This is a genomic window from Pseudoalteromonas phenolica (assembly GCF_001444405.1).
GTDB classification, from domain to species: Bacteria; Pseudomonadota; Gammaproteobacteria; order Enterobacterales; family Alteromonadaceae; genus Pseudoalteromonas; species Pseudoalteromonas phenolica.
The window spans coordinates 906,187-930,383 of record NZ_CP013188.1 but is presented as its reverse complement, the minus strand read 5'-3'; the positions used below and the strand labels follow the sequence as shown (position 1 = coordinate 930,383).

General features: G+C 38.2%; 22 protein-coding genes. 10 read left to right on the top strand and 12 right to left on the bottom strand.

Annotated features, from left to right (window positions below; translation table 11 throughout):
• Positions 1 to 199: 199 nt before the first annotated feature.
• Entirely contained in the window at positions 200 to 2,116 is a 1,917-nt protein-coding gene (locus PP2015_RS21200; RefSeq protein WP_058032470.1) for a putative bifunctional diguanylate cyclase/phosphodiesterase, read from the top strand.
• Between the two features lie 73 nt (positions 2,117 to 2,189).
• Here PP2015_RS21200 and PP2015_RS21195 read toward each other — a convergent pair whose 3' ends face one another.
• The gene (locus tag PP2015_RS21195; protein ID WP_058032597.1) at positions 2,190 to 2,618 is read right to left on the bottom strand and encodes an Lrp/AsnC family transcriptional regulator; all 429 of its coding nucleotides are present in this window, start codon (positions 2,616 to 2,618) and stop codon (positions 2,190 to 2,192) included.
• A gap of 150 nt (positions 2,619 to 2,768) precedes the next feature.
• Here PP2015_RS21195 and PP2015_RS21190 point away from each other — a divergent pair, with 150 nt between their 5' ends.
• The 3 genes from PP2015_RS21190 to PP2015_RS21180 all read left to right on the top strand — a co-directional run bounded on the left by PP2015_RS21190 (position 2,769) and on the right by PP2015_RS21180 (position 5,931).
• Entirely contained in the window at positions 2,769 to 3,974 is a 1,206-nt protein-coding gene (locus PP2015_RS21190; protein ID WP_058032469.1) for an aspartate aminotransferase family protein, read from the top strand.
• Positions 3,975 to 4,009: 35 nt separating this feature from the next.
• A complete protein-coding gene (gene astA, locus PP2015_RS21185; protein WP_058032596.1) occupies positions 4,010 to 5,032 on the top strand; it encodes an arginine N-succinyltransferase in 1,023 nt (340 codons plus the stop codon).
• A 95-nt stretch (positions 5,033 to 5,127) separates the two neighbouring features.
• A complete protein-coding gene (locus PP2015_RS21180; protein ID WP_058032468.1) occupies positions 5,128 to 5,931 on the top strand; it encodes a DUF1338 domain-containing protein in 804 nt (267 codons plus the stop codon).
• A gap of 5 nt (positions 5,932 to 5,936) precedes the next feature.
• Here PP2015_RS21180 and PP2015_RS21175 read toward each other — a convergent pair whose 3' ends face one another.
• Positions 5,937 to 8,033 (bottom strand): ATP-binding protein, encoded by a 2,097-nt coding sequence (locus PP2015_RS21175; protein ID WP_058032467.1) that lies wholly within the window; start codon positions 8,031 to 8,033, stop codon positions 5,937 to 5,939.
• A 70-nt stretch (positions 8,034 to 8,103) separates the two neighbouring features.
• On the bottom strand, positions 8,104 to 9,051 hold the full coding sequence (locus PP2015_RS21170) for a ribonuclease Z (RefSeq protein ID WP_058032466.1): 948 nt from the start codon (positions 9,049 to 9,051) through the stop codon (positions 8,104 to 8,106).
• A 161-nt stretch (positions 9,052 to 9,212) separates the two neighbouring features.
• On the opposite strand from PP2015_RS21170, the gene PP2015_RS21165 reads away from it, so the two are divergent.
• Positions 9,213 to 10,820, top strand: coding sequence for an AbgT family transporter (locus PP2015_RS21165; protein ID WP_058032465.1), 1,608 nt, complete (start codon positions 9,213 to 9,215; stop codon positions 10,818 to 10,820).
• A 170-nt stretch (positions 10,821 to 10,990) separates the two neighbouring features.
• Positions 10,991 to 11,629: a glutathione S-transferase family protein gene (locus PP2015_RS21160; protein WP_058032464.1), complete on the top strand. Its 639-nt coding sequence runs from the start codon at positions 10,991 to 10,993 to the stop codon at positions 11,627 to 11,629.
• Between the two features lie 66 nt (positions 11,630 to 11,695).
• On the opposite strand, the gene PP2015_RS21155 is transcribed toward PP2015_RS21160, so the two are convergent.
• Both PP2015_RS21155 and dapA read right to left on the bottom strand, forming a co-directional pair.
• Positions 11,696 to 12,991 carry a DEAD/DEAH box helicase gene (locus PP2015_RS21155; RefSeq protein WP_058032463.1) on the bottom strand — a complete coding sequence of 432 codons (1,296 nt, stop codon included), beginning with the start codon at positions 12,989 to 12,991 and terminating at the stop codon, positions 11,696 to 11,698.
• Between the two features lie 58 nt (positions 12,992 to 13,049).
• The gene (dapA, locus tag PP2015_RS21150) at positions 13,050 to 13,964 is read right to left on the bottom strand and encodes a 4-hydroxy-tetrahydrodipicolinate synthase (protein WP_058032462.1); all 915 of its coding nucleotides are present in this window, start codon (positions 13,962 to 13,964) and stop codon (positions 13,050 to 13,052) included.
• A 140-nt stretch (positions 13,965 to 14,104) separates the two neighbouring features.
• Here dapA and PP2015_RS21145 point away from each other — a divergent pair, with 140 nt between their 5' ends.
• On the top strand, positions 14,105 to 14,758 hold the full coding sequence (locus tag PP2015_RS21145) for a DUF6058 family natural product biosynthesis protein (protein WP_058032461.1): 654 nt from the start codon (positions 14,105 to 14,107) through the stop codon (positions 14,756 to 14,758).
• A 2-nt stretch (positions 14,759 to 14,760) separates the two neighbouring features.
• On the opposite strand, the gene PP2015_RS21140 is transcribed toward PP2015_RS21145, so the two are convergent.
• Positions 14,761 to 15,012, bottom strand: coding sequence for a hypothetical protein (locus PP2015_RS21140; protein ID WP_058032460.1), 252 nt, complete (start codon positions 15,010 to 15,012; stop codon positions 14,761 to 14,763).
• Between the two features lie 179 nt (positions 15,013 to 15,191).
• Between PP2015_RS21140 and PP2015_RS21135 the strand changes: the two genes are divergently transcribed.
• Positions 15,192 to 15,443 (top strand): type B 50S ribosomal protein L31, encoded by a 252-nt coding sequence (locus tag PP2015_RS21135; protein ID WP_058032459.1) that lies wholly within the window; start codon positions 15,192 to 15,194, stop codon positions 15,441 to 15,443.
• 14 nt (positions 15,444 to 15,457) lie between these two features.
• Entirely contained in the window at positions 15,458 to 15,598 is a 141-nt protein-coding gene (gene ykgO / locus PP2015_RS21130; protein ID WP_058032458.1) for a type B 50S ribosomal protein L36, read from the top strand.
• 26 nt (positions 15,599 to 15,624) lie between these two features.
• On the opposite strand, the gene PP2015_RS21125 is transcribed toward ykgO, so the two are convergent.
• The 4 genes from PP2015_RS21125 to PP2015_RS21110 form a co-directional block, all read right to left on the bottom strand.
• A complete protein-coding gene (locus tag PP2015_RS21125) occupies positions 15,625 to 16,017 on the bottom strand; it encodes a cytochrome b562 (RefSeq protein WP_058032457.1) in 393 nt (130 codons plus the stop codon).
• 71 nt (positions 16,018 to 16,088) lie between these two features.
• The gene (locus PP2015_RS21120) at positions 16,089 to 16,904 is read right to left on the bottom strand and encodes an SMR family transporter (protein ID WP_058032456.1); all 816 of its coding nucleotides are present in this window, start codon (positions 16,902 to 16,904) and stop codon (positions 16,089 to 16,091) included.
• Positions 16,901 to 17,842: a protein kinase family protein gene (locus PP2015_RS21115; RefSeq protein ID WP_157599128.1), complete on the bottom strand. Its 942-nt coding sequence runs from the start codon at positions 17,840 to 17,842 to the stop codon at positions 16,901 to 16,903. Before PP2015_RS21115 ends, PP2015_RS21120 begins: the two co-directional genes overlap by 4 nt.
• A gap of 96 nt (positions 17,843 to 17,938) precedes the next feature.
• Complete coding sequence (locus PP2015_RS21110; RefSeq protein WP_058032595.1) at positions 17,939 to 20,185, bottom strand: acyl-CoA dehydrogenase; 2,247 nt, start codon at positions 20,183 to 20,185, stop codon at positions 17,939 to 17,941.
• A 447-nt stretch (positions 20,186 to 20,632) separates the two neighbouring features.
• On the opposite strand from PP2015_RS21110, the gene PP2015_RS21105 reads away from it, so the two are divergent.
• On the top strand, positions 20,633 to 20,866 hold the full coding sequence (locus PP2015_RS21105; RefSeq protein WP_058032454.1) for a hypothetical protein: 234 nt from the start codon (positions 20,633 to 20,635) through the stop codon (positions 20,864 to 20,866).
• A 43-nt stretch (positions 20,867 to 20,909) separates the two neighbouring features.
• On the opposite strand, the gene dnaJ is transcribed toward PP2015_RS21105, so the two are convergent.
• Together dnaJ and dnaK are read right to left on the bottom strand one after the other, a co-directional pair.
• The gene (gene dnaJ, locus PP2015_RS21100) at positions 20,910 to 22,046 is read right to left on the bottom strand and encodes a molecular chaperone DnaJ (RefSeq protein ID WP_058032453.1); all 1,137 of its coding nucleotides are present in this window, start codon (positions 22,044 to 22,046) and stop codon (positions 20,910 to 20,912) included.
• A gap of 115 nt (positions 22,047 to 22,161) precedes the next feature.
• Complete coding sequence (gene dnaK, locus PP2015_RS21095) at positions 22,162 to 24,090, bottom strand: molecular chaperone DnaK (protein ID WP_058032452.1); 1,929 nt, start codon at positions 24,088 to 24,090, stop codon at positions 22,162 to 22,164.
• Positions 24,091 to 24,197: the final 107 nt, after the last annotated feature.

Here is a 24,197-nt window from a genome sequence, read left to right as displayed (position 1 = left end):
AATGTGTGAGAGAGAATTTAAAATTAGACTAACTTTTAAACACTGTAAAGTGAATATTCTTAATAAGTAAGTAACTTTTACTCATAGCCATTCAGTTTACTGCTAAATTTAAAATCTTAATTTCAAAAAATGTCTTAATTATGGTAAAACTAAAGTCTGAAATAATACCTCCGCATGGGAATTGCTGGAACCAGCTGTTATGTTAAAAAAGCTTAAATTACAAGGACTGCTCATTCTCAGTGTGATCCTGTTAGGATTTATATTCAACTTGCTATTCACGAAGTCTCTAATTGATATAGTAAATGAAGATAAAATAAACATAACAAAACTAAGCTCATCATCAATTATTACTCCTTCTTCAGCTTGGTATAGACTCATATTGCCTTCTCAAGAGTTTATTGAATTAGAAGATAAAACTTATGTCCTCATGCGAAACAATGACAACTTGGTTGCAATCAAAGTTGAACACGCATTTCTAGAAAGTGTCTTATCGCCCTACGCCTTAATTTCGATACTTATTGCTATTATTGTAATCAGCAGCATTACACGAAATCAGAAACAACAACAAAGACAAAAAACGGCTTTAGAAGAAATCAATAAAGACATTAAAAACATACTTACGCGTTTTGAGATTGATGATAAAAGTTTAAATTATGGTTCCACTGTTACTCAAATTAGACATTCAATTAATTTAATTGGTGAGCAAGTCGGTGCAATTAAAAAACAAACAGACCACCATGTTTATCAAGACAAGCTGACACAACTAATCGATAGACACGCTTACATTGAGCATCTTGAAAAGCAACTAAAACTCGCAGAACAAAATAAACTTCGATGTGGTTTACTCTTTATTGATTTAGACGGCTTTAAGCAAGTAAATGACTCATTTGGGCATAGCTTTGGCGATGAAATTTTAATACAGGTTGCAAACCGATTAAAAGATATAGTCCGTCAATTTAAGATCCAAGATCTTCACCCTCAAAACGGCATTGATCAAAACCTATCACGACTTGGTGGTGATGAGTTTTCCGTCTTTGTTCCAGATATAAGAGATCCCGCGTTTTGCACTGAACTAGCTCAGGCAATCCTAACTGAAATAGAACGAGATTTTGTACTTGGCAACAAACTTGTAAAAATTGGTGCCAGTATTGGTATCGCTTCTTACCCTGAAAGCGCATCTCAACCTCAAGCATTATTACAAATGTCTGATGTTGCTATGTACAGAGCGAAAACTGATGGTCGAGGTATCTTCAGAGTTTATTCTCCAGAAATGGGGAATAAAATGCGTCGTTACCACTACCTACTTGAAGAGTTGAGGCTCGCTATAAGTTCAAATAGCTTTCATATGTCTTTTCAACCAATTGTTCATGTTGAAGATTGTGCGATCGATTATTTTGAAGCATTAATCAGATGGCAACACCCAATTGAAGGACTTATTCCACCTTCTGAATTTATACCTATTGCAGAAGAGTCTAATCTGATCTTAGAGTTGGGAGATTGGATTTTGCTTGAATCATGTAGACAAATGTCAGCTTGGCACAACGCAGGCATGAAAAAAGTAAAAATATCAGTCAATGTATCTGGTATTCAGCTCAAGCATAGGGACATTTATAACTGGGTAATGGATTCACTTAACAAAACAGGGCTCCCTGCTAGTTCTTTGATGCTTGAAATTACAGAATCAACACTCATAACTGCCAGTGAAGACATCATTCAACAATTAGACTCTTGTCGTAAGGCCGGTGTGAGCGTTGCTATTGATGACTTTGGTACTGGTTTTAGCTCATTAAGTACACTCGCAGATTTACCTATTGATGTTATAAAAATCGATAAGCTTTTTATTACCCAAGCAAACGAAAATCCAAAATATTTGAAAATCTTAAATTCAATCAGTGAACTAGGCCACCAGCTTGGGTTAAAAATTGTAGCCGAAGGTGTAGAGCAAATAGACCAATTTGAGCTTGTAAAAAACTTAGGGATCCGTTGCGTTCAAGGTTATTTAGTTAGCAGACCAGAAACATCTTATAACGTTGGCTCTAAAGTTTTAACAGGCAACGTAAATCATATTGCAACGACTGGTACTAGCGTTTGGTTGCCAGAGGTACAAAAAAACTAAATTGCATAAAAAGTATGCATTTAAATATATATTTCCTTACTGCATGAAAATTAGTTTCAGTGTTTTTAAATAGCTAGCGTTTGAATTTCGTTTCAAGAATGACAGAAGAGTTTGTCCGTTCTACCCCATCCAAGTCTCCAATATCATCGAGTATGCTACTAAGTTGCTGTAAGCTTTGTGCTTCCACAATGGCTATCATGTCGTATTCACCACTTATTGCATATAATGCGGTTACGTTACTATGATGCTTTAAGGCAACCGTTGTTTGAGTAGTTAGCTTCTGCTTTACCTTAACAGAAACATGTGCAGAAACGAGTCCTTCTAAATACTCTTCTCCAAATTCAACACTATAACCTTTAATTATTCCCGCTTGCTCTAGTTTTAGAAGCCTATTCTGGACTGTTGAACGAGACTGATCGAGCATTCGTGCTAAATCTGAAATGCTCGTTCTGGCATTAGCTCTTAACAGTGCTATCAACTTTTCATCTTGTATTTTTATCATAATGACCATTAAGTTGGTTATATTGACAAAATTATCTATCAATTTGAAAAATATTGCACTGCAAATTTCACTATATCAGAGTGATAATTATGAAAACTATCAAGCGATAGTAAAAAACAATTATTAAACACAAGTTTTAGAGGCAGTATTATGCAAGTAAACCGCGAACTTTTTGACCACGTCATGGTGCCAAACTATAACCCTTCAGAAGTTATCCCTGTTAAAGGTAAAGGATCACGAGTGTGGGACCAAAAAGGTGATGAGTACATCGATTTCGCAGGTGGCATCGCCGTAAACTGCTTAGGTCACAGTCACCCTAATCTTGTAAATGCGTTAAAAGAGCAAGGCGAAAAAATTTGGCATTTATCAAATGTAATGACCAATGAACCTGCGCTTAGACTTGCTAAAAAAATCACTGATGCAACATTCGCTGATAAAGTTTATTTTGCAAACTCAGGCGCAGAAGCTAACGAAGCTGCACTTAAACTTGCTCGCCGCTTTGCACTTGATAATTACGGTGAGCACAAATCTAAAATTATTGCTTTTAACAAAGGCTTCCACGGTCGTACTTTTTTCACTGTTACTGTAGGTGGTCAGGCAGCTTATTCTGACGGTTTTGGCCCTAAACCTGCTGATATTGTTCACTGTGATTACAACGATTTAGAAACATTAAAGTCACTAATAGATGACAACACATGTGCAGTTATGATGGAACCGCTTCAAGGTGAAGGTGGTATCATCTCTCCGACGCAAGAATTTGCTGAAGGTGTAAGAGCATTGTGTGATCAGCACAATGCATTACTAATTTTCGATGAAGTGCAAACTGGCGTAGGGCGTACAGGTCATTTATATGCATATCAGGGTTTAAATGTGACACCTGATATTTTAACAACTGCAAAAGCACTTGGCGGTGGTTTTCCAATTGGTGCAATGATCACAACAACTGATATTGCTAAGCACCTTAAGATTGGTACTCATGGTTCTACATATGGCGGTAACCCGTTAGCTTGTGCTGTTGCTGAAGCGGCTTTTAATACAGTAAATACTGAATCTGTCCTTACTGGCGTGCAGCAAAAAGAAGCCATGTTCCGTGAACTACTAGAAGCCATCAACACAAAATACAATGTATTCAGTGAAATCCGCGGTAAAGGTCTACTTTTAGGTGCTGTTCTAAATGAACAGTTTGAAGGTCGTGCACGTGACTTCCTAGTTGCAAGTATGAAACATGGACTAATGACACTTGTAGCTGGTACAAATGTAGTTCGTTTCACACCATCACTTGTGATTGAAGAAGACGATATTAAAGCGGGTCTTGCTCGTTTTGAGCTTGCAGTTGCAGATGTTGTAAACGGCTAAAATAGGATTGGGGTCTAGTGGCCCCTCACTTTAATATGCAAATCTTAAGACCAATAAAAAACACTGACTTTGCAGCTTTAAAGCAAATCGCAATAGAGTCTGGTCATGGCTTCACGTCTTTACCTGTTGATGACAACTTACTACAAGACAAAATTTCACGTTCTGAAAATAGTTTCTCAAAACAAGTTGAGACACCTTTTGATGAAGGTTATTTGTTTGTATTAGAAGATACAAAGACTAATGAAATTGTTGGCACAACAGCGATTGAAGCAGCGGTTGGAACACAGGTCCCTCTTTACCACTATCATCTAGGTAAAACGGTTCACCATTCAAGTACATTAAACGTGTATAACACTGTTGAAATATTGAGTATGTGTAATGACTACACGGGTCGCTCTGAAATCTGTACTTTATTTTTACGTGAACAATATCGCAAAGGTCTTGCAGGTCGATTTTTAAGTCGTATACGTTTTGCTTTTATGGCAGACCAAAGCCGTCGCTTTAGCGATACTGTGATTGCAGAAATGCGTGGAGTAAGTGATGCACAAGGCCACTCGCCATTTTGGCAATGGCTACAAGAGCACTTTTTTTCCATTGAATTTCCTCAAGCAGACCATTTAGTCGGTTTAGGTGATAAGGTATTTATTAGTGAACTAATGCCTAAGTATCCTATCTATGCGAACTTACTAAGTCCCGAAGCACAAGCCGTTATTGGTCATGTTCATGAGAAAACTAAACCTGCACTTAGACTCCTTCAAAAAGAGGGGTTTGAACATAGAGGCTATGTTGATCTGTTTGACGCAGGTCCAACAATAGAGGCGAGACTAGAAAATATAAGAACTGTACAAGAATCTTATATTGTGTCCGTTGAGATTGTTGACTCTATTAACTGTGGGCAGACTTACGCAATTTCGAACCAAAAGCTCAATGATTTTAGAGCTGTATTTACTGATAACGTACTGTTTGATGAAAAAGCTGAAATTCTAAAAATCAATCGTAAAGAGGCTCAAGCTCTTAACCTAGAAAATGCCGATACAGTAAGAATTTTCGCACTATAGAACGTCATCTTTTTAATCAATTTGTTACTAGATTATGTGTCGTGCTTAATCGATACATAAACTAAGCGGTTAAGCCGTTAAACTAAGGAACCATTATGCACAACAATGTTGATACACTATTTGATAACCTGTGGTCTAACTATTTAGAAGTTACACCTTCAGCAATTAAAGTTCATGAACTTCTGGGTTCTACACAACAATCTGACGTTATCAACGATCATATTGCACTGCGAACTTTTAATTTAGAGAAAGTGGGTTTAGAAAAACTTGCGGCGCACTTCCTTGCTGTAGGTTATAAAGAGTGTGGCGAGTACCATTTCGAAGCAAAAAAACTATATGCAAAACACTTCGAACATACTGATCCAACTAAACCTAAAGTATTCATCTCTGAATTACTTGTTGAAAAATGCTCTGAGTCTTTACAAAAGATAGTTAAAGATATGGTAGAGCAAATAGATGAAGCAGCAGTAACTGCGGATAATTTCTTATACTCTGGTACTCACTGGCAAGTAAGCAATGAAACATACAAAGCCCTACTTGAAGAGAGTGAATATGCGGCCTGGATGTCAGCATGGGGTTATAGAGCAAATCACTTCACAGTTAGTATTAATCACTTAGCAAACTTTGAAACTATCGAAGCTGTAAATGCATCTTTGAAAGATGCAGGTTTTGAATTAAATGCATCAGGTGGCGAAATCAAAGGTTCACCCGAAGTTCTTTTAGAGCAATCTTCTACTTTGGCTGATCACGCTAAGGTTCTTTTCTCTGATGGTGAATTTGCAATTCCAAGTTGTTTCTACGAATTTGCACTTCGTTACAACAAGCCTGACGGTGAGATTTATACTGGGTTTGTTGCCGCTTCTGCTGACAAAATTTTTGAAAGTACTAACGCACGATAGTCAGTTTACTGCGTTAAGTTTATCGGGAACTTAATAATGAATTGAGTTCCCTTACCCAAAATACTAGAACAATTTATGGTGCCATTTAACTGATGTGAAACAATGTTATAAACCAAATGCATTCCTAATCCACTACCACCATTTTCTCTATTAGTTGTAAAAAATGGTTCAAAAATACAACTCAACACTTCACTCGTCATGCCTTTTCCATTGTCAGATATTAAAATGGTAATTTCTTTATCTGATTTAGATAATAAGATACTTACCTCTCCAGACTCATGCTTTCCAAAAGCATGTACTAAGGCATTTTCAATAATATTCGTTATGACTTGCGCTATCGCTCCAGGACTGCAAAGTATATTGATTTCCTCATGATGAGATTCAAAGCTAACTTTGTGAGAGGTATTGTTTATTCTTGGTTGCAATGTTCGAATGACATCGCTTAGGTATGTATTTAGCTCAATTTTACGTAATAACTCTGAGGACTGGTCAACAGAGACTTGTTTAAAGCTAGCAACTAACTCAGCTGTCCTTTGCAAATTACTTTTTAAAATAAAGCACCCTTCTTTAAGGTCAGCAATGATTTTAACTAAGTCTTGTTTTGATAACTGACATGATTGAAGTTTACTCTCAAGGTATTTGAGTTCATCATCAACAAAAGAGGAGGCTGTTATACTCACACCGACTGGAGTATTAATTTCATGGGCAATACCTGCAACCAGCCGGCCTAAAGACGCATGCTTCTCCTGTTCAATCAATTTGTTCTGAATTGCTTGAAGTTCTGACAACGCTTTCAAAGCTTCTTTGGTTTTCTTGTTAAGCTCATCTGTGCGCGTTTCTACTTTACGTTCTAATTCAGTGTTGAGTTTATCTAATTCATTCTGTGTATTTTGGAGCGCTGCATTTGCTTGGTTAATTTCAGCAATATGCGTGTTTACCTGCAAGTAAACAGCATTTAGTTCAGTTATTATTGGCGTGAATTCATTTTGCTCATCATAAACTATTTTTTGAACTGTCACCTTATCTTGAGCTGTGTGTTTAATTGACCCCTTAATTTGGCTAAGAACTAAATCGAATGGTTTGAACAGGTGTTTCATTATAAAAATGATTAAAATAATAAAAGTAACACCAATAATAGCCCCCCCAAATAAGGTGACTTGAGATACCGCTCTGACTTCTTTGTCTATGTCTTTATGAGGACTAAAAAAGCCCAATATAAAGCCGCTGGTTGTTTCAAGAAAGTACAAGTCATATAACTTACCATTGAGAGTTAAATTTTTGGATGTATTGAACCGAGTAACTGATGAACTATTGTACAATGATGAAACCCATTTTTCTTTTGGGGTTGTCTGCATCACTAAGTCAGTTTGTAACGGAAAGCTGATAATTTTATTTGACGCTTTATGGATTAATATTGGCGATGAGTTTTCGGTAATCTTTACTGTTTCTAAAAATGCAGTAAGCGATGACAATGACCAATCTACCGTTGCCATGCCGATCATATCACCACTATCTAAAATAATTGGAGCATCAACCGTCATCATAGGCGCTAAACTACCCGCTTCATCAATATAAGGATGTGTCCAGATAATTGGTTGTAAATTTTTTGCAGCTTGCTTTCCTAATTGATACCACTCTTGATTGTGGTAGTCGTATTCAGCATTACTTAAATCCCAACTAAATTTGATTTCTTTGTTATCACGATATACATAAGGTCCAAAGTAGTCACTATCAACAAAGACCACACTAGGTTCAAACCACACTCCCCCACCTAATGCAAGATCAAAGAAAGTAAAGTGTTGTTTCAAAATAGAGCTGAATTTAAGCTTTAAATCATCCTTTTCAAAATTAACTTTTTGATGTTGAAGGTAAAGGGATTGCCCATGTTGTGCTAGGTTATATGCGCTCTGTTCCATCAGAAGGATAGTATGATCAATTTTATTTGCGCTAGATTTAAATGTTTGGATGATTTCTTGTTCTTTTACCTCTGAAAGCGCACGACTGTAATAAACATTACTAAATAATACGATTGACGAATATGCCAATATTTCGAAAACTACCACAAACAGTAAGATACGTGTTTTGATATTTAAATTAGGCATATTCACTAAAAAAGGTTGATGTTGCTTTAAGCATATATCAAAGTGAAGAATGCGCTATAATTTAGTGAAATTATTGTACAATTTGCAACTTTTGTTTTTCTACCGAAAAAGTAAAAAAATCTTCTGCCAGAATTAAATTGCCCGAATAATAGTGTTTAGCTTCTCGCCTTACGCTTTCAAGCCCATGCTCCCCATGATATCGGACACTAAAATGCGTTAAAACTAAAGTTGGGATTTGCTGAAGCTGTGCAAATTCAGACACTCTTTTCGCATCTGAATGGCCTGTGTGAAAACCTATCTTGTGAAGGTCAGTATGTGTAAACGTTGACTCATGTACTAACACATCAATGTCAGAACACCATGGGGAAAGAAGCGTTGGCTTTTCGTTATCACCACAAACGATAACACGTCGGGTTTGCCAGCTTTGAAATGTGTAGTCTTTACTTAGAAGTAGCTGTGTACCCAATAAAACATCTTCCCCTTTTTGTAATTTATTATAATGAGGACCGCTTTTGATACCGTCTCTTGTTAGCTTTTCAATTTTAAGTTTTTTTGGGATAAGCTTTTCAGAAATCTTAAAACCAAAGCTGGACACTCTATGCTTCAGAGGGATAACTTCAATATTACAAAAATTGAAATCAGATGATTCTTTTATTTCACAAATATCATGCGTTATTAAATCAAAGGATAGTTTGGTATCAGACATATTAAAAGTTGCGTGCAACCATGCAATTACTTCTTTAGGTGCGATGAGATGAACTGGAGATTTTTTTCCATTCATCGCCATAGAAGACAATAACCCAGGCAAACCATAGCAATGATCTCCATGAACATGACTAATACAGATAACATCTAAATGAAAAAAAGACAGAGAAGACTTTTGTAGTTGATGCTGTGTTGCCTCGCCACAATCAACCATAACCCATGATTTTGTTTTATCGAATGAAATTGCTGAGGAGGATGTATTTCTAGTTTGACTAGGTACACCTGATGAAGTGCCAAGAAAGTGAATGTGCATATTAAAGACGGTTAACGTTTAGTTGAGTCTATATTGCCAAATTGTCAGGTTTTCGTCATGGTGTTTGTCCTGTTTTTACTGTGAATTAACGGTAAAAAAATGATTTCAAATTAAAAAAGTGGTAGGTTATGCGGCAATTTTGGTATTGAGTATTTTTCATTATGTCGAACGCAGTTGAGACAAAGCCTGAAAATCAACAATCAACAGAACAAAAACCACAGGGTTTGTTTAATCGCTTTTTAGCAACTGTTGAATTTTTAGGTAATTTGTTACCCCACCCTATCACGCTATTTGCTATGTTTTGTATTGCCATTGTTATTTTCAGTGGTATAGCAGATTGGTTTGGCTTAAGCGCCATTGACCCTCGCCCTGAAGGCGCTAAAGGACGTGATCCTGATGGGGTCATCGAAGTAGTCAGCCTGTTAAGTGCTGAAGGTCTTCAACGTATCGTTACTGGCCTGGTAACTAACTTCACAGGCTTCGCGCCATTAGGCACTGTGTTGGTTGCACTTCTGGGTGTAAGTGTTGCAGAGCACTCAGGTATGCTATCAGCTGCGATGCGCGGTATGGTGATGGGTGCATCAAAACGCCTAGTTACTTTCATGGTTGTGTTCGCTGCAATCTTGTCAAATACTGCATCTGAATTAGGTTATGTTGTTTTAATTCCGCTTGCTGCAATGATTTTCCATAGCTTGGGTCGTCACCCGCTTGCAGGTCTAGCTGCCGCGTTTGCTGGGGTTTCAGGTGGCTATAGTGCAAACCTTTTGCTTGGCACAATCGATCCGTTACTTGCAGGTATTACAACGCCTGCTGCACAGATGATAGACCCAACTTATGAAGTCGGCCCTGAAGCAAACTGGTACTTCATGATGATTTCAGTTTTCCTAATTGCCACTGTTGGTACATTGGTTACAGAAAAGATTGTTGAACCGCGCCTTGGTAAATACAACCCTGACGAAGCAAGCATCGATTTAAGTGAAAACAATATTGAAAAATTAAGCGCGAAAGAAAAGTCTGGTTTGAAATGGGCTGGTGTATCTCTTCTTGTTGTGTCTGCGCTTCTTGCATTAACCATCGTACCTGAAAATGGTATTTTACGTCACCCTGAAACTGGTGAAGTTGCTGGCTCTCCATTCCTAAAAGGTATCGTAGTATTCATCTTTGTTACCTTTGCAATCCCTGGCTTCGTATATGGCCGTGTTGTTGGTACCATGAAGAATGACCGCGACGTCATTGATGCCATGAGTAAGTCAATGAGCTCTATGGGTATGTACATTGTACTTGTATTCTTTGCGGCTCAATTCGTTGCTTTCTTTAAGTGGACTAACCTTGGTACTATTTTAGCAATTAACGGCGCGGCACTGCTTCAAGCGCTAAACCTAACTGGCCCTGAAGTATTTGTATTGTTTATCTTTATGTGTGCATTAGTCAACTTAAGCTTAGGCTCGTCTTCAGCTCAATGGGCTGTGACTGCACCTATCTTCGTACCAATGTTAATGCTAATTGGTTATGCGCCAGAAACTATTCAAGCTGCATATCGTATTGGTGACTCAGTGACTAACCTGATCACACCTATGATGAGTTACTTTGGCCTAATACTCGCAGTTGCGACTAAATACAAAAAAGATATGGGTATAGGTACGCTAGTAGCAACTATGCTTCCGTACAGTATGTTCTTCTTTGTTGGTTGGGTTGCTCTGTTTTATATTTGGGTGTTCGGTTTTGGTCTACCTGTAGGCCCTAACTCGCCGATTTATTACACGCCTTAGTCGATAACTAAATCACAAGTTTATATTACTAAACGGCAACTGAGGTTGCCGTTTTAGTTTGTAAAGTGAAGTAATTTCTTGATTAAACAGATTATCTCACCTAAGTTTTTCAAGTATCATTTAACTGAAAGGACACTGCTATCGAAAAACTCTAACTATCTAGGTGAAGTATGTATACTCTGTTTTACTACCCTTGTAATGCCAGTCTTGCCCCTCATTTTGTTTTAAAAGCAATTAATGCCCCCTATCAACTCGAGCTTGTGGATAGAAAAAAGCTTGCCCAAAAGTCTGCCCAATATTTATCAATTAACCCAACAGGACGGATCCCAACTTTGGTTGATGATGAATTTATTCTATTTGAAAGCGCAGCAATTTGCTTATACCTTGCAGAAAAACATCCTGAAGCCGCACTTATTCCTGCAGATATAAAACAGAAGGCTATTTTCAATCAGTGGTTGATGTATTTAACTAGTACACTGCAGACTGAACTGATGACTTACTTTTATCCAGAAAGGCACACACAAAACGCATTAATTTACGATGACATTGTTAGAACACAGCAAACAAGATTAAAAGATGTATTACAGATCATTGATAAACAACTCAACGACAATACCTATTTAGTTGGTGAATCAATTACTGTCTGTGATTACATTTTATTTATGCTATGCATTTGGGCCGACGAAATTCAACATCCTCCATTAAGCTTTAATAATCTAAATAGATATTTAAAAACCATGGCAAGAGATGATGCAATACAACAAGCCTGCAAAATTGAAGAGATAAGCCTCGCTGCATATGCTATTTAATCATTGAAGAGAAAACTAAAAAAGGTTGCACTTGGCAACCTTTTGAATATTTTACTTAAAAAGAATTTATTTACTCAACTTTAAAGACTTACCTTTAATCTGCTTTCTTACATTCGCGATACGTGCTCTGTTTTTCGCTCTCGCTTCACCACTTGCCTGATTACTAGGGCGGTTAGTTTTTGGCTTTCTACGTTGATGTGAAGGTTTTTTAGTTAAGTTTTTAATCAGACTTTCACGGCTACTTACTTCATAGCCAGGTAAATAATAGCGCTTAATTTGCTGCCCAATTAATTCTTCAATATGCAGTAATACTTGCTCTTCTTCACGTGCAACGAATGAAATTGCTTGACCCTGCTGACCAGCACGACCTGTTCTTCCAATACGGTGAACGTAATCTTCTGCAAGATAAGGTAGATCATAGTTAACAACGCGAGGCAAACCTTCGATATCAATTCCGCGCGCCGCAACTTCAGTGGCAACTAATACGCGAACCTTGCCTTCTTTGAACTCACGTAAAGCCCGACGTCTAGCACCTTGCTTTTTATCGCCATGACACACAGTGGCAGGAATACCATCAAGGTTTAGCTCTTTAACAATATCGTCAGCAACATCTTTCATGTTCACAAACACAAGAACTTGTTGCCAATTCTTCTTACCAATCAACTCAGAAAGCAGCTCTTGTTTTCTACCTTGCTCAACGGGATAAACAATATGCCTTACCGTTTCTGCTGTCGTGTTTTCAGGTGTAACTTGAACAAATTTAGGGTGTTTTAAAACTTGACGGGCAAACTGTTTCATTGCCGTCGGGAAGGTTGCTGAGAAGAACAGTTGTTGTTTTTCTTCATGACATAGCTCTATTACTTTTTGGATGTCTGTAATAAAGCCCATATCGAGTAATCTGTCTGCTTCATCTAACACTAAATGCTTTACCTGAGACAGGTTTACACTGCCCAAACGTAAGTGATCAAGAAGCCTACCTGGTGTTGCAACCAATATATCGCAGCCAGCGTTCAATTGTTCTTCTTGACCAGCAGTATTCACACCACCAAATAAAGCAACCACATTAAGGTCAGTATACTTAGCAAATTGTTTGCAGTTATTTGCAATTTGTTCTGCTAACTCACGGGTTGGCGCTATGATCAAAGCTCTAGGATGTTGCTCAGCATATTCAAAAATGTTCTGTATGATTGGCAAACTAAAAGCGGCTGTTTTACCTGTACCAGTTTGAGCAGTAGCCAGTACATCATGCCCTTTTCTTACAACAGGGATAGCTGCTTGCTGAATTGGTGTAAGGGTGTGAAATTCTAATTCGTCTAGTGCTTGCAGAATAAGCGGAGAAAAACTAAAAGATTTGAAATTCATAACATAAACCTGCGGCCAATCATTAAAAGGCCGCAGATTATACGTCAATTAATGAGTTCTAACAAAGAATAATTGACTCAGAGTCTAGTAAACTTGGTACGTTTCCAACGTAACTACCAGTTGCTAGTTCAGAAATTAATTGCAAGCCTTGCTGTTGTTGGGGTGTACTTAATGGTACATAAGGCAATCTGAAAACTGGTTTTACAGCACCAGTCATCATAAGCGCAGTGTTTATTGCAATCGGGTTAGGTTCGCAGAATAACCAAGATATCAGCGGCTGTAGTGACTGGTTCAGGTCGTCATTACGTTCGTTCATCAAACTTTTAAACAGCTTTGGCACAATATTAGAGGTGACTGAAATGACACCGTGCGCACCATGTAAATGTCTTGCATCGTGTGCTTCATCATCATTACCTGACCAGCATGCGATACCTTGTTTTTCATAATGAGCAATACGCTCATTGCCCGCGCACTCTTTAACACCAATAAAATTTTTATGCTTCGAAAGAGGCTCAATGATATCTGGCGTTAAGTCCTGCCCCGTTCTTCCAGGCACGTTGTAAATAAATGCAGGGCCAATCTCGAGGACTTTTTCGAAGTGTTTAACAACACCTTCAATTGATGTGCGACCATAGTAAGGGTTTATCTGTAATGCGGCATCCATTCCCGTCGCAAAACCATACTCTGTTGCTTTAACAGCTTCACGGGTATTATTACTTCCCGTATTACCGATAACTAAAATTTGTTGCTTGTACTTACTTACGGTGTGCGCAATTAACATTAGGTGCTCTTCCCAATTCATTAATTGCCCTTCACCGGTCGTACCACCAACGATAATACCATCAACACCCGCATCAATTTGTAGCTCAACTAATGTGTCATAAGTAGCTAAATCAATCTCTCCAGTTTCTAGATAAGGAGTTTTTATCGCGGTGATCAAGCTTGCTTGTTGTAATTTTTCGTTAATCTGCATCTTTACAAGTATTCTTATTCCAAGTGCCAATATTCTTACATAAAACAATAGCAGTTCCGAGCTTTCTTTAGACTGAATGACTTGTAAATTGGTTGTATTACTGATTAAATACAAACACTGTATATTTAACCAGTATAAATATGAGTTTACTTAATCACTTTAATGAAAGTTTCTATCAAACTATTGAATTATGTCAGTCTGCAAGAGTCAATGAAGACATTTTATTTGCGTGGCAAGAGTCAGGTTTGTTCCCTGCAAGTAGTTTTGTTATTGAAAATAAACTTCAAATAAATTCTTACTTAGGGATCACAGAGCATAAAGAGCAGATTGAGTATTACCCTAGGGGATATCTAACTTGGGCTCAAACACTTATTAAACATAAAATAGAGTCTTCAACACAGGCATTCATGTATTTTGGGAATATGTATCAGCAGTCCCTAACTCAGTTAGTTCATGGCTTACCTGAAACTATAATCACGTCATTCACGGAAGATCTTGAAGAATCTATTCAAACGAGTTGGCAATATTTTTTAGTAGGTAAATATGGCGCTATCTGTTTAACAGGAAAGATAGATGAAATTGTTGCTATAGATTTATTTAAGTATGTAATTTCTTTTTTAACTGAGGATTTTAGCTTAGATATTCTCGACAAAGAGACACGAAAAATACTTCATATTGCACTTAGGCAACTTAATAACTCAGTTGCACTAGAGCATCCGCTACTACCAAAACAGCTTATTCGACAGCGTTTTATAGAACGTTTAATTAAGCAATATGATTTATCTGTAAAGTGAGCTCACGACTCTAAGTGAGCTCTCATAATTTCAAATGCCTTTAATACTCTTAATTTGTCTTCGCAAAGACCGTCATACCAAGCATCAAAGCTCTCATCGTCTTGCTCAGCAAGTACTACATATTCAGCTAATAACTCTATGATGTCACTATGCGAGCAGCTTAATTGATCAAGCTGTTTGTTAATACCACTGTGATCTTTGTTTTTTAATGAATCAATCACTGTATTGTCCAAATGGTTATTTTGCTCTTCCATTGTTGCTACCTTTAGAAACTTACATTCTATTTATATCAGGCCTGCAACGAATAGCTAGACACAAATGGTTTGATTGAACAACAAAGCAGCAAATACGATAAATTTTTAGAAAACCTATTTGCAAATGGTTTTCATTTAGAATAGGATTGCTACATTATAACAAAACACAAGAGCATTTTATGAAACCTAATATTCACCCTGATTACGAACAAGTGGCATTTCACGATACTTCAATCGATAAATACTTTATCGTTGGTTCTACAATCAAGTCTGATAGAACAGTAGAGATTGAAGGTGTGACATACCCATATGTACCAATCGATGTGTCAAGTGAATCTCACCCTTTCTATACTGGAAAACAAAAGATTACAGCTTCTGATGGCCGTGTTGCACAATTCAACCGCCGCTTCAAAAATCTTGCAAGCAAATAATAAAAGGAAAATTTATGAAAGTACTAAGTTCTTTAAAAAGCGCCAAGAGTCGCCCTGGTTGCCAAGTGGTAAAAAGACGCGGCCGAGTTTTTGTGATTTGTAAATCTAACCCTAGATTTAAAGCCGTCCAAGGCATGAAGAAAAAGAAAAAATAAAAAAGCGGCATTTATGCCGCTTTCTTCTATCCAAATAATAGCTCCCAAACACTAGGTGGCTCGTGTAGTTCATGATATTTCTCTCGAAGTACATCAACTTTTTTTAATTTTGCCTTAGCTTTAGTAATTTCACCCCTCTCTACAAAGCGCTTTGATTCTTGTAATACAGTGATGACCTTATCTAATCCCTCGATTGATTGCTCTTTTAAATCAGCTTTGAAATTAGCCTTTTTACTTTTTTGAATCAAAATAATCATTTCATCGATGTGAATGATTATTTCTTTACCGTCAGTTGAACGAACTGCCTTTTTGTAAGCATGGCCTATGTTTTTCATTGTTACAGATAAATCGCTTGTCTGTGCAGAAGAACTAAAACTGAACATATTGACTGAGAAAAGCAATAAAACTAAATACTTCATATAAACTCCGAGTAATCGAAAACACATTATAAGTTTTCTAAAAAAATAAAAAAGCGGTTTGTAAAGCCCCTTTACATGAACAAATAAGTTGCAACTAAAACTAAACACACACCCATTACTTGTTTGCTAGACAGGGTTTCTTGGTAATATACACGACCAATAATGACAGCGAGTACAATGCCAATTCCGCGTTTAATTGCCTCTACAACACCGGGGTTTAGATATTCAAGTGCAGCAAATTGAAGAAATACAGCACCAAAAAACATCATTACTGCAATAAGCCACCACTTAAAGTTTTTAAGCAAAACCCGCCATTGAGAGTCAACTCTCAAACTAATAGACAAAACAGCAATTATGGTTGATGTCAGAAACATGCCATGGAACGAACTTGAGCCATAGGTTAATGCTTGTTTATCGAAAACAATACAGATACCCCATGCAAACGCAGTGAGTAATGCATATGAGCTTGATTTTTCACGCGTGTTAATTGAAGTGCCTGCAAGGAGCATGGTCGCAAATACGACTAACACAATGCCTAACCACTCAAATTTAGAAAGAAGTTCATCTAAAAAAAGTAAAGAGAACACTGCTGAAATAAATGGCGTACAGGCAGTGATAGATAACACAATTGCAAGTTTGCCTTTTGAGATAGCTAACATAAAACAAACACTGCCTATTGCTGCGAGTACACCACTTATTGTTGCAGGAATATAATAAGAAGTACTTGGCAGATGAAACCCTTGAATCCCCCACAAGAAGAAAAACAATGGTAAAACACTTATACTCATCGCAAGCGACAAAAACTTTGGGCTGACTTGCTGGGCTAGCTCTTTTCTTGCAATATCAAATAAAGACCAGCAAAGCGAACTTAGTAAAGAAAAAATCATATCCTATTTAGAACTTCTGAAAACTTATTTTGCATGAATTGCGTTATTTTTTTATGTTCAGGTTTCCAGCCATTTAAAAAACGATAGAAATCAGCCCACACTATAGGCCATAGAGTACGCCATTCACGCTCTAAAAGTTCATACTCTTTTATGCTCATGGTATTACTCAGTGCCTTACTTAAACTTTCAAAATATAAATTAAGTATAGATGATTCATATTTTGCACACGTATCACCATTAAACACACTTGTCATAAACAACATGACATCTTGTAAACCAATACCAGAACCGACATATTGGTAATCATAGCCAAGTACATTGTAATTATTGTCAAATGCGTAGTTTGCTAACTTAGAATCACCATGTATTAAAGTTTGATATTTAGCCTTATAAAGTGAATCTGCAAGATAGCTTGCACAACGTTTCAATTCAACGCTCCCCATTCTCTTATATTCATCAGGCCTTGTTTCAAGATGCCAATATCCACCTATTGGAAATCGTTCTGAGCCGATGAGGTTAAGTCCTTTCGCATGAAATTGAGCTAGCCAATCAATGACTGCATAGACATGTTCAAATTTATAATCATCTATATTTTGAAAACCCTTTGATTCAAAATCTTCTAAGATCAAAATATTTAAAACATCTATGCGCTTTGCAAAGTAGCATCGTGGTCTTACATTCTCGTAAGCTAATTTGCATATTGGATTATTGTAGAAATTAAGTTCATTAAGATAAGACTTATCTTTTCTCTGTTTGGCAAAATCAGATTGTGAAATGACTTGGTGATTTATGCTTTCCGGAATTTCACTGAGTTTAACTATTACTGGCTGTGAATCAAAAAAACCTGATTGAATTTGACCACACCCACTCCAGAGTGAAATGGATAAATCTGTGAGCTTAAGCTCAGGTATGTGCTTTTCTAAATGACGTGTACTCAAAGAAATAACTTTATAGTTCTTGTTAAACTTTAATTTATTGTACGCGTCTAAAATAAAAACGCCCAGCAAAATGCTGGGCGTTGTTCTCCACGATTGTTAACTGGCCTGCTGAATATCAGTATTCAACGGACAATCATCAATAAGGTTTAAGTCGAAATCAAACTCATCAACTCGAATCGCTTTTTCACGCTTCTTGTTGTAATCAATTAACTTGGCATATTGTTCGCTAGTAATGACATTCGCGGCTAAAGCGTTATCTAATGTGTCAGCAAAACGAACACCCGATTTAACTTGTTTTGATCGAAGCGCTTTCTTAAGCACTTTGAGTAAATCTAGGCAAGCCATTTTTGCTTTATAAGCCTGCTCGTTAATATCGTGACCATCACCTGCTGTTGGTTTAACAAGTTTGGTGATTTGTGACTTAAATGTCGTGTCTTGTTGTGCGGCAGCCGCTAGTTCACGAATTAAGTTATCATCAATTTTTGCCATTCTGTGGCTAAATTGTAATGTTGCTACACGTAAGAACTTGCGAGCAAAACTTGCAGGGAAGTTATCTAAGAATTTATGTAATGCGTTTTCAGCATTTTGTAATGCCCAACGGGTCGCATAATGGAAATAAGGTGCAGCCTGTGCACGCTCTGACTCAGATACTTTCTGCTCGTAGTACTTAATAGAAGCCATAGCTGCATATAGGTAACTCATTACGTCACCAAGACGCGCTGATAACATTTCAGCTTGCTTTAACTTGCCGCCTAGTACCAATAATGAGAAATCAGCAAAAAGGGCTAAACGAGATGATAATTGCATAACCGCTTTCTCATATGGCCTAACTTCAGACAATGAACTCTGACTGCCAGCCATAAATGGCATTAAGCCTAATCCAAATGCACGTAAGCCGTTCGAAATACCGTAGCCTACTGTTTGACGGAATTTCTTGTTAAACTTCTTATCTGCGTCAGCTTCTTCACTATGAATTGCTTCAACCATTTCTTGAAGATGTGGGTGACAACGCATAACACCTTGACCAAAGATCATCAGGTTGCGAGTTAAAATGTTCGCACCTTCAACAGTGATTGCGATTGGCTGAGCCACATAACCACTAGCAAGTGTGTTTTGTGGACCATTTTGTATCGCTTTACCTGCTAGAATATCCATTGCAGAGTCGAGGACGTCACGACCTATTTCAGTCATATGATATTTCGCAATAGCAGTAACAACCGATGGTTTTAGACCCATGCCCAGACCTTCAGTAGTTAACACACGCATTGACTCTTGAAGATAAGTTTTACCTGCGATGTCAGCAAGCTTTTCTTGAATACCTTCAAATTGGCCAATTGATAGACCAAACTGCTCACGAACAGCGGCATATTCTGAAGCTGACTTAAGTGCTACCTGGCTTGTTGAAACACCTAAAGCTGGAAGCGAGATACCACGACCGGCACCAAGACAACTAACGAGCATCTGCCAGCCACGACCGATGTTTTTCTGACCGCCAATGATGAACTCCATTGGAATAAACACTTTATTGCCGCGCGTAGTACCATTATAGAAACGAATACCCATAGGGTCATGACGATTACCAAGCTCGACACCTGGATGTGATTTTGGAATTAACGCACACGTAATGCCTAATTCTTCTTTGCCACCTAATAGACTTTCAGGATCGAATACTTTAAATGCCAGACCTAATACTGTCGCAATAGGTGCTAATGTGATATAGCGTTTGTCCCAAGTAATCTCTAAACCTAGAACTTCTTCACCATTGTGCATACCCTTAGTCACGATACCCTGATCAGGAATACCTCCGGCATCAGAGCCTGCTTCAGGACTTGTAAGAGCAAAACACGGAATGTCAGTACCATTTGCTAAACGAGGTAAGTAATGTGCACGCTGCTCTTCAGTACCATAGTGCATTAGTAACTCGCCCGGACCTAATGAGTTTGGCACCATGACTGTTACAGCTACAGCTGAAGATTTAGTCGCGATTGTACCTACGATGGTTGAATTAGCATAAGGGCTAAACTCTCGGCCACCGTAAGATTTAGGAATGATCAAAGAAAAGAAGCGTTCTTTCTTCAAAAAATCTAAAATGTGTTCAGGAAGATGCTTACTGTTTTGAATAACAGAATCATCAATCATAGCCATTAACTCTTTCACTGGACCGTCAATGAAAGCTTGTTCCTCTGCCGAAAGTGTCGCTTCAGGCACTGCACGAAGCGCACTGAAATCAGGCTTACCTTGATAGATTGAACCTTCTAACCAAACATCACCCGCGTCTAGCGCTTCTTGTTCTGTAATTGAGATACTTGGTAATACTTTTCTAAATTGTGTTCTTAAACTCATAACTAACTCATCAGACCAGTTGAATATACCTACATTACGGCACAAAAAACGCGTTAGATCAATTGCTCTATGCAATTATTTAACAAGAAAATTACTATGCCTTTGCAAATGGTGGTTTAAGTCATTGAAATAGATAGGCTTACACGTGTAAGCTCAACTTAGAAAATTTTTGAATATAAATATTTAAACTTACAAATTTTGGTTATTAAAACAACACAAAATTCAAAGCTAAGTAGGGGTTAGAATATTTATCTGATATTTTTAATATATAAATCAGTCACTCCTAACTTTGATAGATAAATAGTTTGAATTTAAGTGCTTAGTTATAGACATTAGATTTGAAAAAACACCACAAGAATTGATTACCAACATAACTTGACCGTTTACTTGAACAATGGCGTTTTAGCATTAGACTAAAGTCTAATACTTATGAAAAAGAGGTGTCGCATGTGGCTTAAATCAAAGCTTAAAGTGCTCACCCTTTTCATAGGCATGCTGACGGTCACTTCTGCATTTAGTTTCATGAATGACGAGTATGTCACATGGCGAGATACAATGGCCTGTGAGGCAAAATGCCAATTGTTTGGTTGTAAATCAGGAAGTTTATTTGGTCAAAAGGATGGTCAATTACAAGCATGCCGATGTGAGGGTGAACAAGAATATCTATTAATTTTAGATTAGAAAAGAAAAACGGCGCTTAGCGCCGTTTTTGGTTCAACAAATTTTACTTTGTTAAGTCATCGAAGAACTTCTTAACACCATCAAAGAAGCCTTGTGCTTTCGGTCTGTTTTTACCGTTGTCTGCACCCATGCTCTCTTCTAACTCTTTTAACAGCTCTTTTTGTCTGTCATTTAAGTTCACTGGTGTTTCAATTACTACTTTACAAATTAGGTCGCCGACTGAGCCGCTGCGTACAGATTTTACACCTTTGCCACGCATTCGGAACATTTTACCTGTTTGGCTCTCAGCAGGAATTTTAAGGTTCGCTCGGCCATCTAGAGTCGGTACTTCTATTTCTCCACCTATTGCTGCTGTAGTGAAGCTAATTGGTACCTCGCAGTACAAGTTATTGCCATCACGCGTGAAAATTGGGTGTTCACGCACAGAGACTTGAACGTACAAGTCACCAGATGGCGCGCCATGCATGCCTGCTTCACCTTCGCCAGTAAGACGAATACGGTCTCCAGTATCAACACCTGCTGGAATTTTTACTGATAACGTCTTCGTTTTTTCAACACGGCCTTGCCCATGACAACTATCACATGGATCTGAAATAACTGAGCCTGTGCCTTGACATGTAGGACATGTTTGCTGAACAGCAAAGAAGCCTTGTCGCATTTGTACTTGACCCGCACCATGACAGGTTGGACAAGTCTTAGGCTTAGAGCCTGCTTTAGCACCGCTTCCGTCACATGGTTCACAACTTACCCAAGTTGGTACTTTAATTTCAACTTCTTTACCTCGAACGGCCTCTTCAAGACTAAGTTCCATATTGTAACGAAGGTCTGAACCACGTTGTTGACGCGATTGACGGCGACCGCCGCCACCAAAAATATCACCGAATACGTCACCGAAAATATCACCAAAGTCACCATGGCCACCGCCAAAGCCACCATGGCCGCCACCACCATTTTGATCAAACGCTGCGTGGCCGTATTGGTCATACATCTGACGTTTTTGACTGTCTGTAAGTACTTCGTATGCTTCTTTTACTTCTTTAAACTTGGCTTCTAAATCTGCATCACCCGCTGTTCTATCTGGGTGGTACTTCATAGCTAAGCGTTTATAAGCTTTTTTTATGTCACGTTCACTGGCATCTTTAGAAACACCAAGTACTTCATAATAGTCACGTTTTGACATAGTTTTTATTACTCTTAGATAAGGATAAGCCTACTTGCTCAAGGCTTAAAAAACTGAATTTTAGATAGACTAAGGGCGCGTTAAGCAATGCTTACGCGCCCTGAAGAAATAACAATTACTTGTTATCTTTTACTTCTTCGAATTCAGCGTCAACAACATCATCATCTTGCTTTGCTGAACCTTGCTGCTGTGCACCGGCATCAGCACCTTGTGCTTGTTGCGCTTGTGCATTTGCTTGAGCAATTTCCATAAGCTTCTGAGATTTCTCAGCTAGAGCTTGAACTTTAGCATCGATCTCTTCTTTGCTTTCGCCTTTAATCGCAGTTTCTAATTCAGAAAGTACAGCTTCGATTGCAGTTTTGTCTTCTGCTGGTAATGCATCACCCGCTTCTTCGATTTGCTTACGTGTACCGTGAACCATAGCATCAGCTTGGTTACGTGAAGCAACAAGTTCTTCGAACTTCTTGTCTTCTTCAGCATTTGCTTCAGCATCACGAACCATTTGCTCGATTTCATCGTCGTTTAGACCAGATGAAGCTTGGATAGTGATTTTCTGTTCTTTACCAGTGTCTTTGTCTTTTGCTGATACGTGTAAAATACCATCAGCATCAACGTCAAAAGTAACTTCAATCTGTGGTACACCACGTTGTGCCGGACGAATACCTTCTAGGTTGAATTGACCAAGAGACTTGTTGTCACTTGAGCGTTTACGCTCACCCTGTAACACATGGATTGTTACTGCAGATTGGTTGTCTTCTGCAGTTGAGAATGTTTGCGACTTCTTAGTAGGGATAGTCGTATTCTTCTCAATTAGCGCAGTCATTACCTGACCCATAGTCTCAATACCAAGCGATAGAGGACAAACGTCTAGTAAAAGTACATCTTTTACGTCACCCGCTAATACACCACCTTGAACTGCAGCACCTACAGCAACTGCTTCATCAGGGTTAACGTCTTTACGAGGCTCTTTGCCGAAGAACTCAGTTACTGTCTTTTGAACTAATGGCATACGAGTTTGACCACCAACTAGGATGATGTCATTAACGTCGCTTACAGAAAGATCCGCATCAGCAAGAGCACGCTTAAGTGGTTCGATTGACTGAGTTACTAGATCTTCTACTAAAGACTCTAGTTTAGCACGAGTTAATTTTACGTTCATGTGCTTAGGACCAGTCGCGTCTGCTGTCACATAAGGTAAGTTAACTTCTGTTTGCTGAGCACTTGAAAGCTCAATTTTCGCTTTTTCAGCAGCTTCTTTAACACGTTGCATTGCAAGCGGGTCATTTTTAAGATCAATACCTTGATCTTTTTGGAATTCAGCTACTAGGTAGTTGATAACACGGTTATCAAAGTCTTCACCACCTAAGTGCGTGTCACCATTTGTTGCAAGTACTTCAAACGTGTGCTCGCCATCTACTTCGTCGATTTCGATGATTGAGATATCGAAAGTACCACCACCAAGGTCATAAACAGCAACAACATTGTCGCCTTGTTTCTTGTCCATACCGTATGCAAGTGCTGCAGCAGTTGGCTCATTGATGATACGCTTAACTTCTAGACCAGCGATACGACCAGCATCTTTTGTTGCTTGACGCTGAGAATCGTTGAAATATGCTGGTACAGTAATTACAGCTTCTGTTACTTCTTCACCTAAGAAGTCTTCAGCCGTCTTTTTCATCTTCTTGAGCACTTCAGCTGAAATCTGAGGTGCAGCACGTTTTTCACCACGTACTTCTACCCATGCATCACCATTATCTGCTTTAGTAATAGTGAAAGGCATGATGCCAATATCACGTTGTACTTCTTCGTCTTCAAAACGACGACCGATTAGACGCTTAATTGCAAATAATGTGTTTTTTGGGTTTGTAACCGCTTGGCGTTTAGCTGGCTGACCAACTAACGTTTCACCTTCTTCAGTGAAAGCAATAATTGACGGGGTTGTACGATCACCCTCAGCATTTTCAATAACGCGTGCGCTATCACCATCTAGTACTGCAACACAAGAGTTAGTAGTACCTAAATCGATTCCAATAATTTTACCCATGAATCTTCTCCGACTTCAAAATTCGTTGTTCGTTTCGATGACTAGTAAATAGGGGCAGTGTTTTTGAATTCAAGCGTAAAAATAAAAAAAAATGCATTTTTTTGAAA

What these genes read in the sequence shown, in the direction of transcription:
- PP2015_RS21195 (WP_058032597.1), bottom strand. Translation starts at nt 2,618, where the DNA reads ATGATAAAAATACAAGATGAAAAGTTGATAGCACTGTTAAGAGCTAAT.
- dapA (WP_058032462.1), bottom strand. Translation starts at nt 13,964, where the DNA reads ATGCAGATTAACGAAAAATTACAACAAGCAAGCTTGATCACCGCGATA.
- ykgO (WP_058032458.1), top strand. Translation starts at nt 15,458, where the DNA reads ATGAAAGTACTAAGTTCTTTAAAAAGCGCCAAGAGTCGCCCTGGTTGC.
- PP2015_RS21170 (WP_058032466.1), bottom strand. Translation starts at nt 9,051, where the DNA reads ATGCACATTCACTTTCTTGGCACTTCATCAGGTGTACCTAGTCAAACT.
- PP2015_RS21175 (WP_058032467.1), bottom strand. Translation starts at nt 8,033, where the DNA reads ATGCCTAATTTAAATATCAAAACACGTATCTTACTGTTTGTGGTAGTT.
- PP2015_RS21105 (WP_058032454.1), top strand. Translation starts at nt 20,633, where the DNA reads ATGTGGCTTAAATCAAAGCTTAAAGTGCTCACCCTTTTCATAGGCATG.
- PP2015_RS21110 (WP_058032595.1), bottom strand. Translation starts at nt 20,185, where the DNA reads ATGAGTTTAAGAACACAATTTAGAAAAGTATTACCAAGTATCTCAATT.
- dnaK (WP_058032452.1), bottom strand. Translation starts at nt 24,090, where the DNA reads ATGGGTAAAATTATTGGAATCGATTTAGGTACTACTAACTCTTGTGTT.
- PP2015_RS21180 (WP_058032468.1), top strand. Translation starts at nt 5,128, where the DNA reads ATGCACAACAATGTTGATACACTATTTGATAACCTGTGGTCTAACTAT.
- PP2015_RS21120 (WP_058032456.1), bottom strand. Translation starts at nt 16,904, where the DNA reads ATGATTTTTTCTTTACTAAGTTCGCTTTGCTGGTCTTTATTTGATATT.
- PP2015_RS21200 (WP_058032470.1), top strand. Translation starts at nt 200, where the DNA reads ATGTTAAAAAAGCTTAAATTACAAGGACTGCTCATTCTCAGTGTGATC.
- PP2015_RS21125 (WP_058032457.1), bottom strand. Translation starts at nt 16,017, where the DNA reads ATGAAGTATTTAGTTTTATTGCTTTTCTCAGTCAATATGTTCAGTTTT.
- astA (WP_058032596.1), top strand. Translation starts at nt 4,010, where the DNA reads ATGCAAATCTTAAGACCAATAAAAAACACTGACTTTGCAGCTTTAAAG.
- PP2015_RS21135 (WP_058032459.1), top strand. Translation starts at nt 15,192, where the DNA reads ATGAAACCTAATATTCACCCTGATTACGAACAAGTGGCATTTCACGAT.
- PP2015_RS21145 (WP_058032461.1), top strand. Translation starts at nt 14,105, where the DNA reads ATGAGTTTACTTAATCACTTTAATGAAAGTTTCTATCAAACTATTGAA.
- dnaJ (WP_058032453.1), bottom strand. Translation starts at nt 22,046, where the DNA reads ATGTCAAAACGTGACTATTATGAAGTACTTGGTGTTTCTAAAGATGCC.
- PP2015_RS21155 (WP_058032463.1), bottom strand. Translation starts at nt 12,991, where the DNA reads ATGAATTTCAAATCTTTTAGTTTTTCTCCGCTTATTCTGCAAGCACTA.
- PP2015_RS21165 (WP_058032465.1), top strand. Translation starts at nt 9,213, where the DNA reads ATGTCGAACGCAGTTGAGACAAAGCCTGAAAATCAACAATCAACAGAA.
- PP2015_RS21140 (WP_058032460.1), bottom strand. Translation starts at nt 15,012, where the DNA reads ATGGAAGAGCAAAATAACCATTTGGACAATACAGTGATTGATTCATTA.
- PP2015_RS21190 (WP_058032469.1), top strand. Translation starts at nt 2,769, where the DNA reads ATGCAAGTAAACCGCGAACTTTTTGACCACGTCATGGTGCCAAACTAT.
- PP2015_RS21160 (WP_058032464.1), top strand. Translation starts at nt 10,991, where the DNA reads ATGTATACTCTGTTTTACTACCCTTGTAATGCCAGTCTTGCCCCTCAT.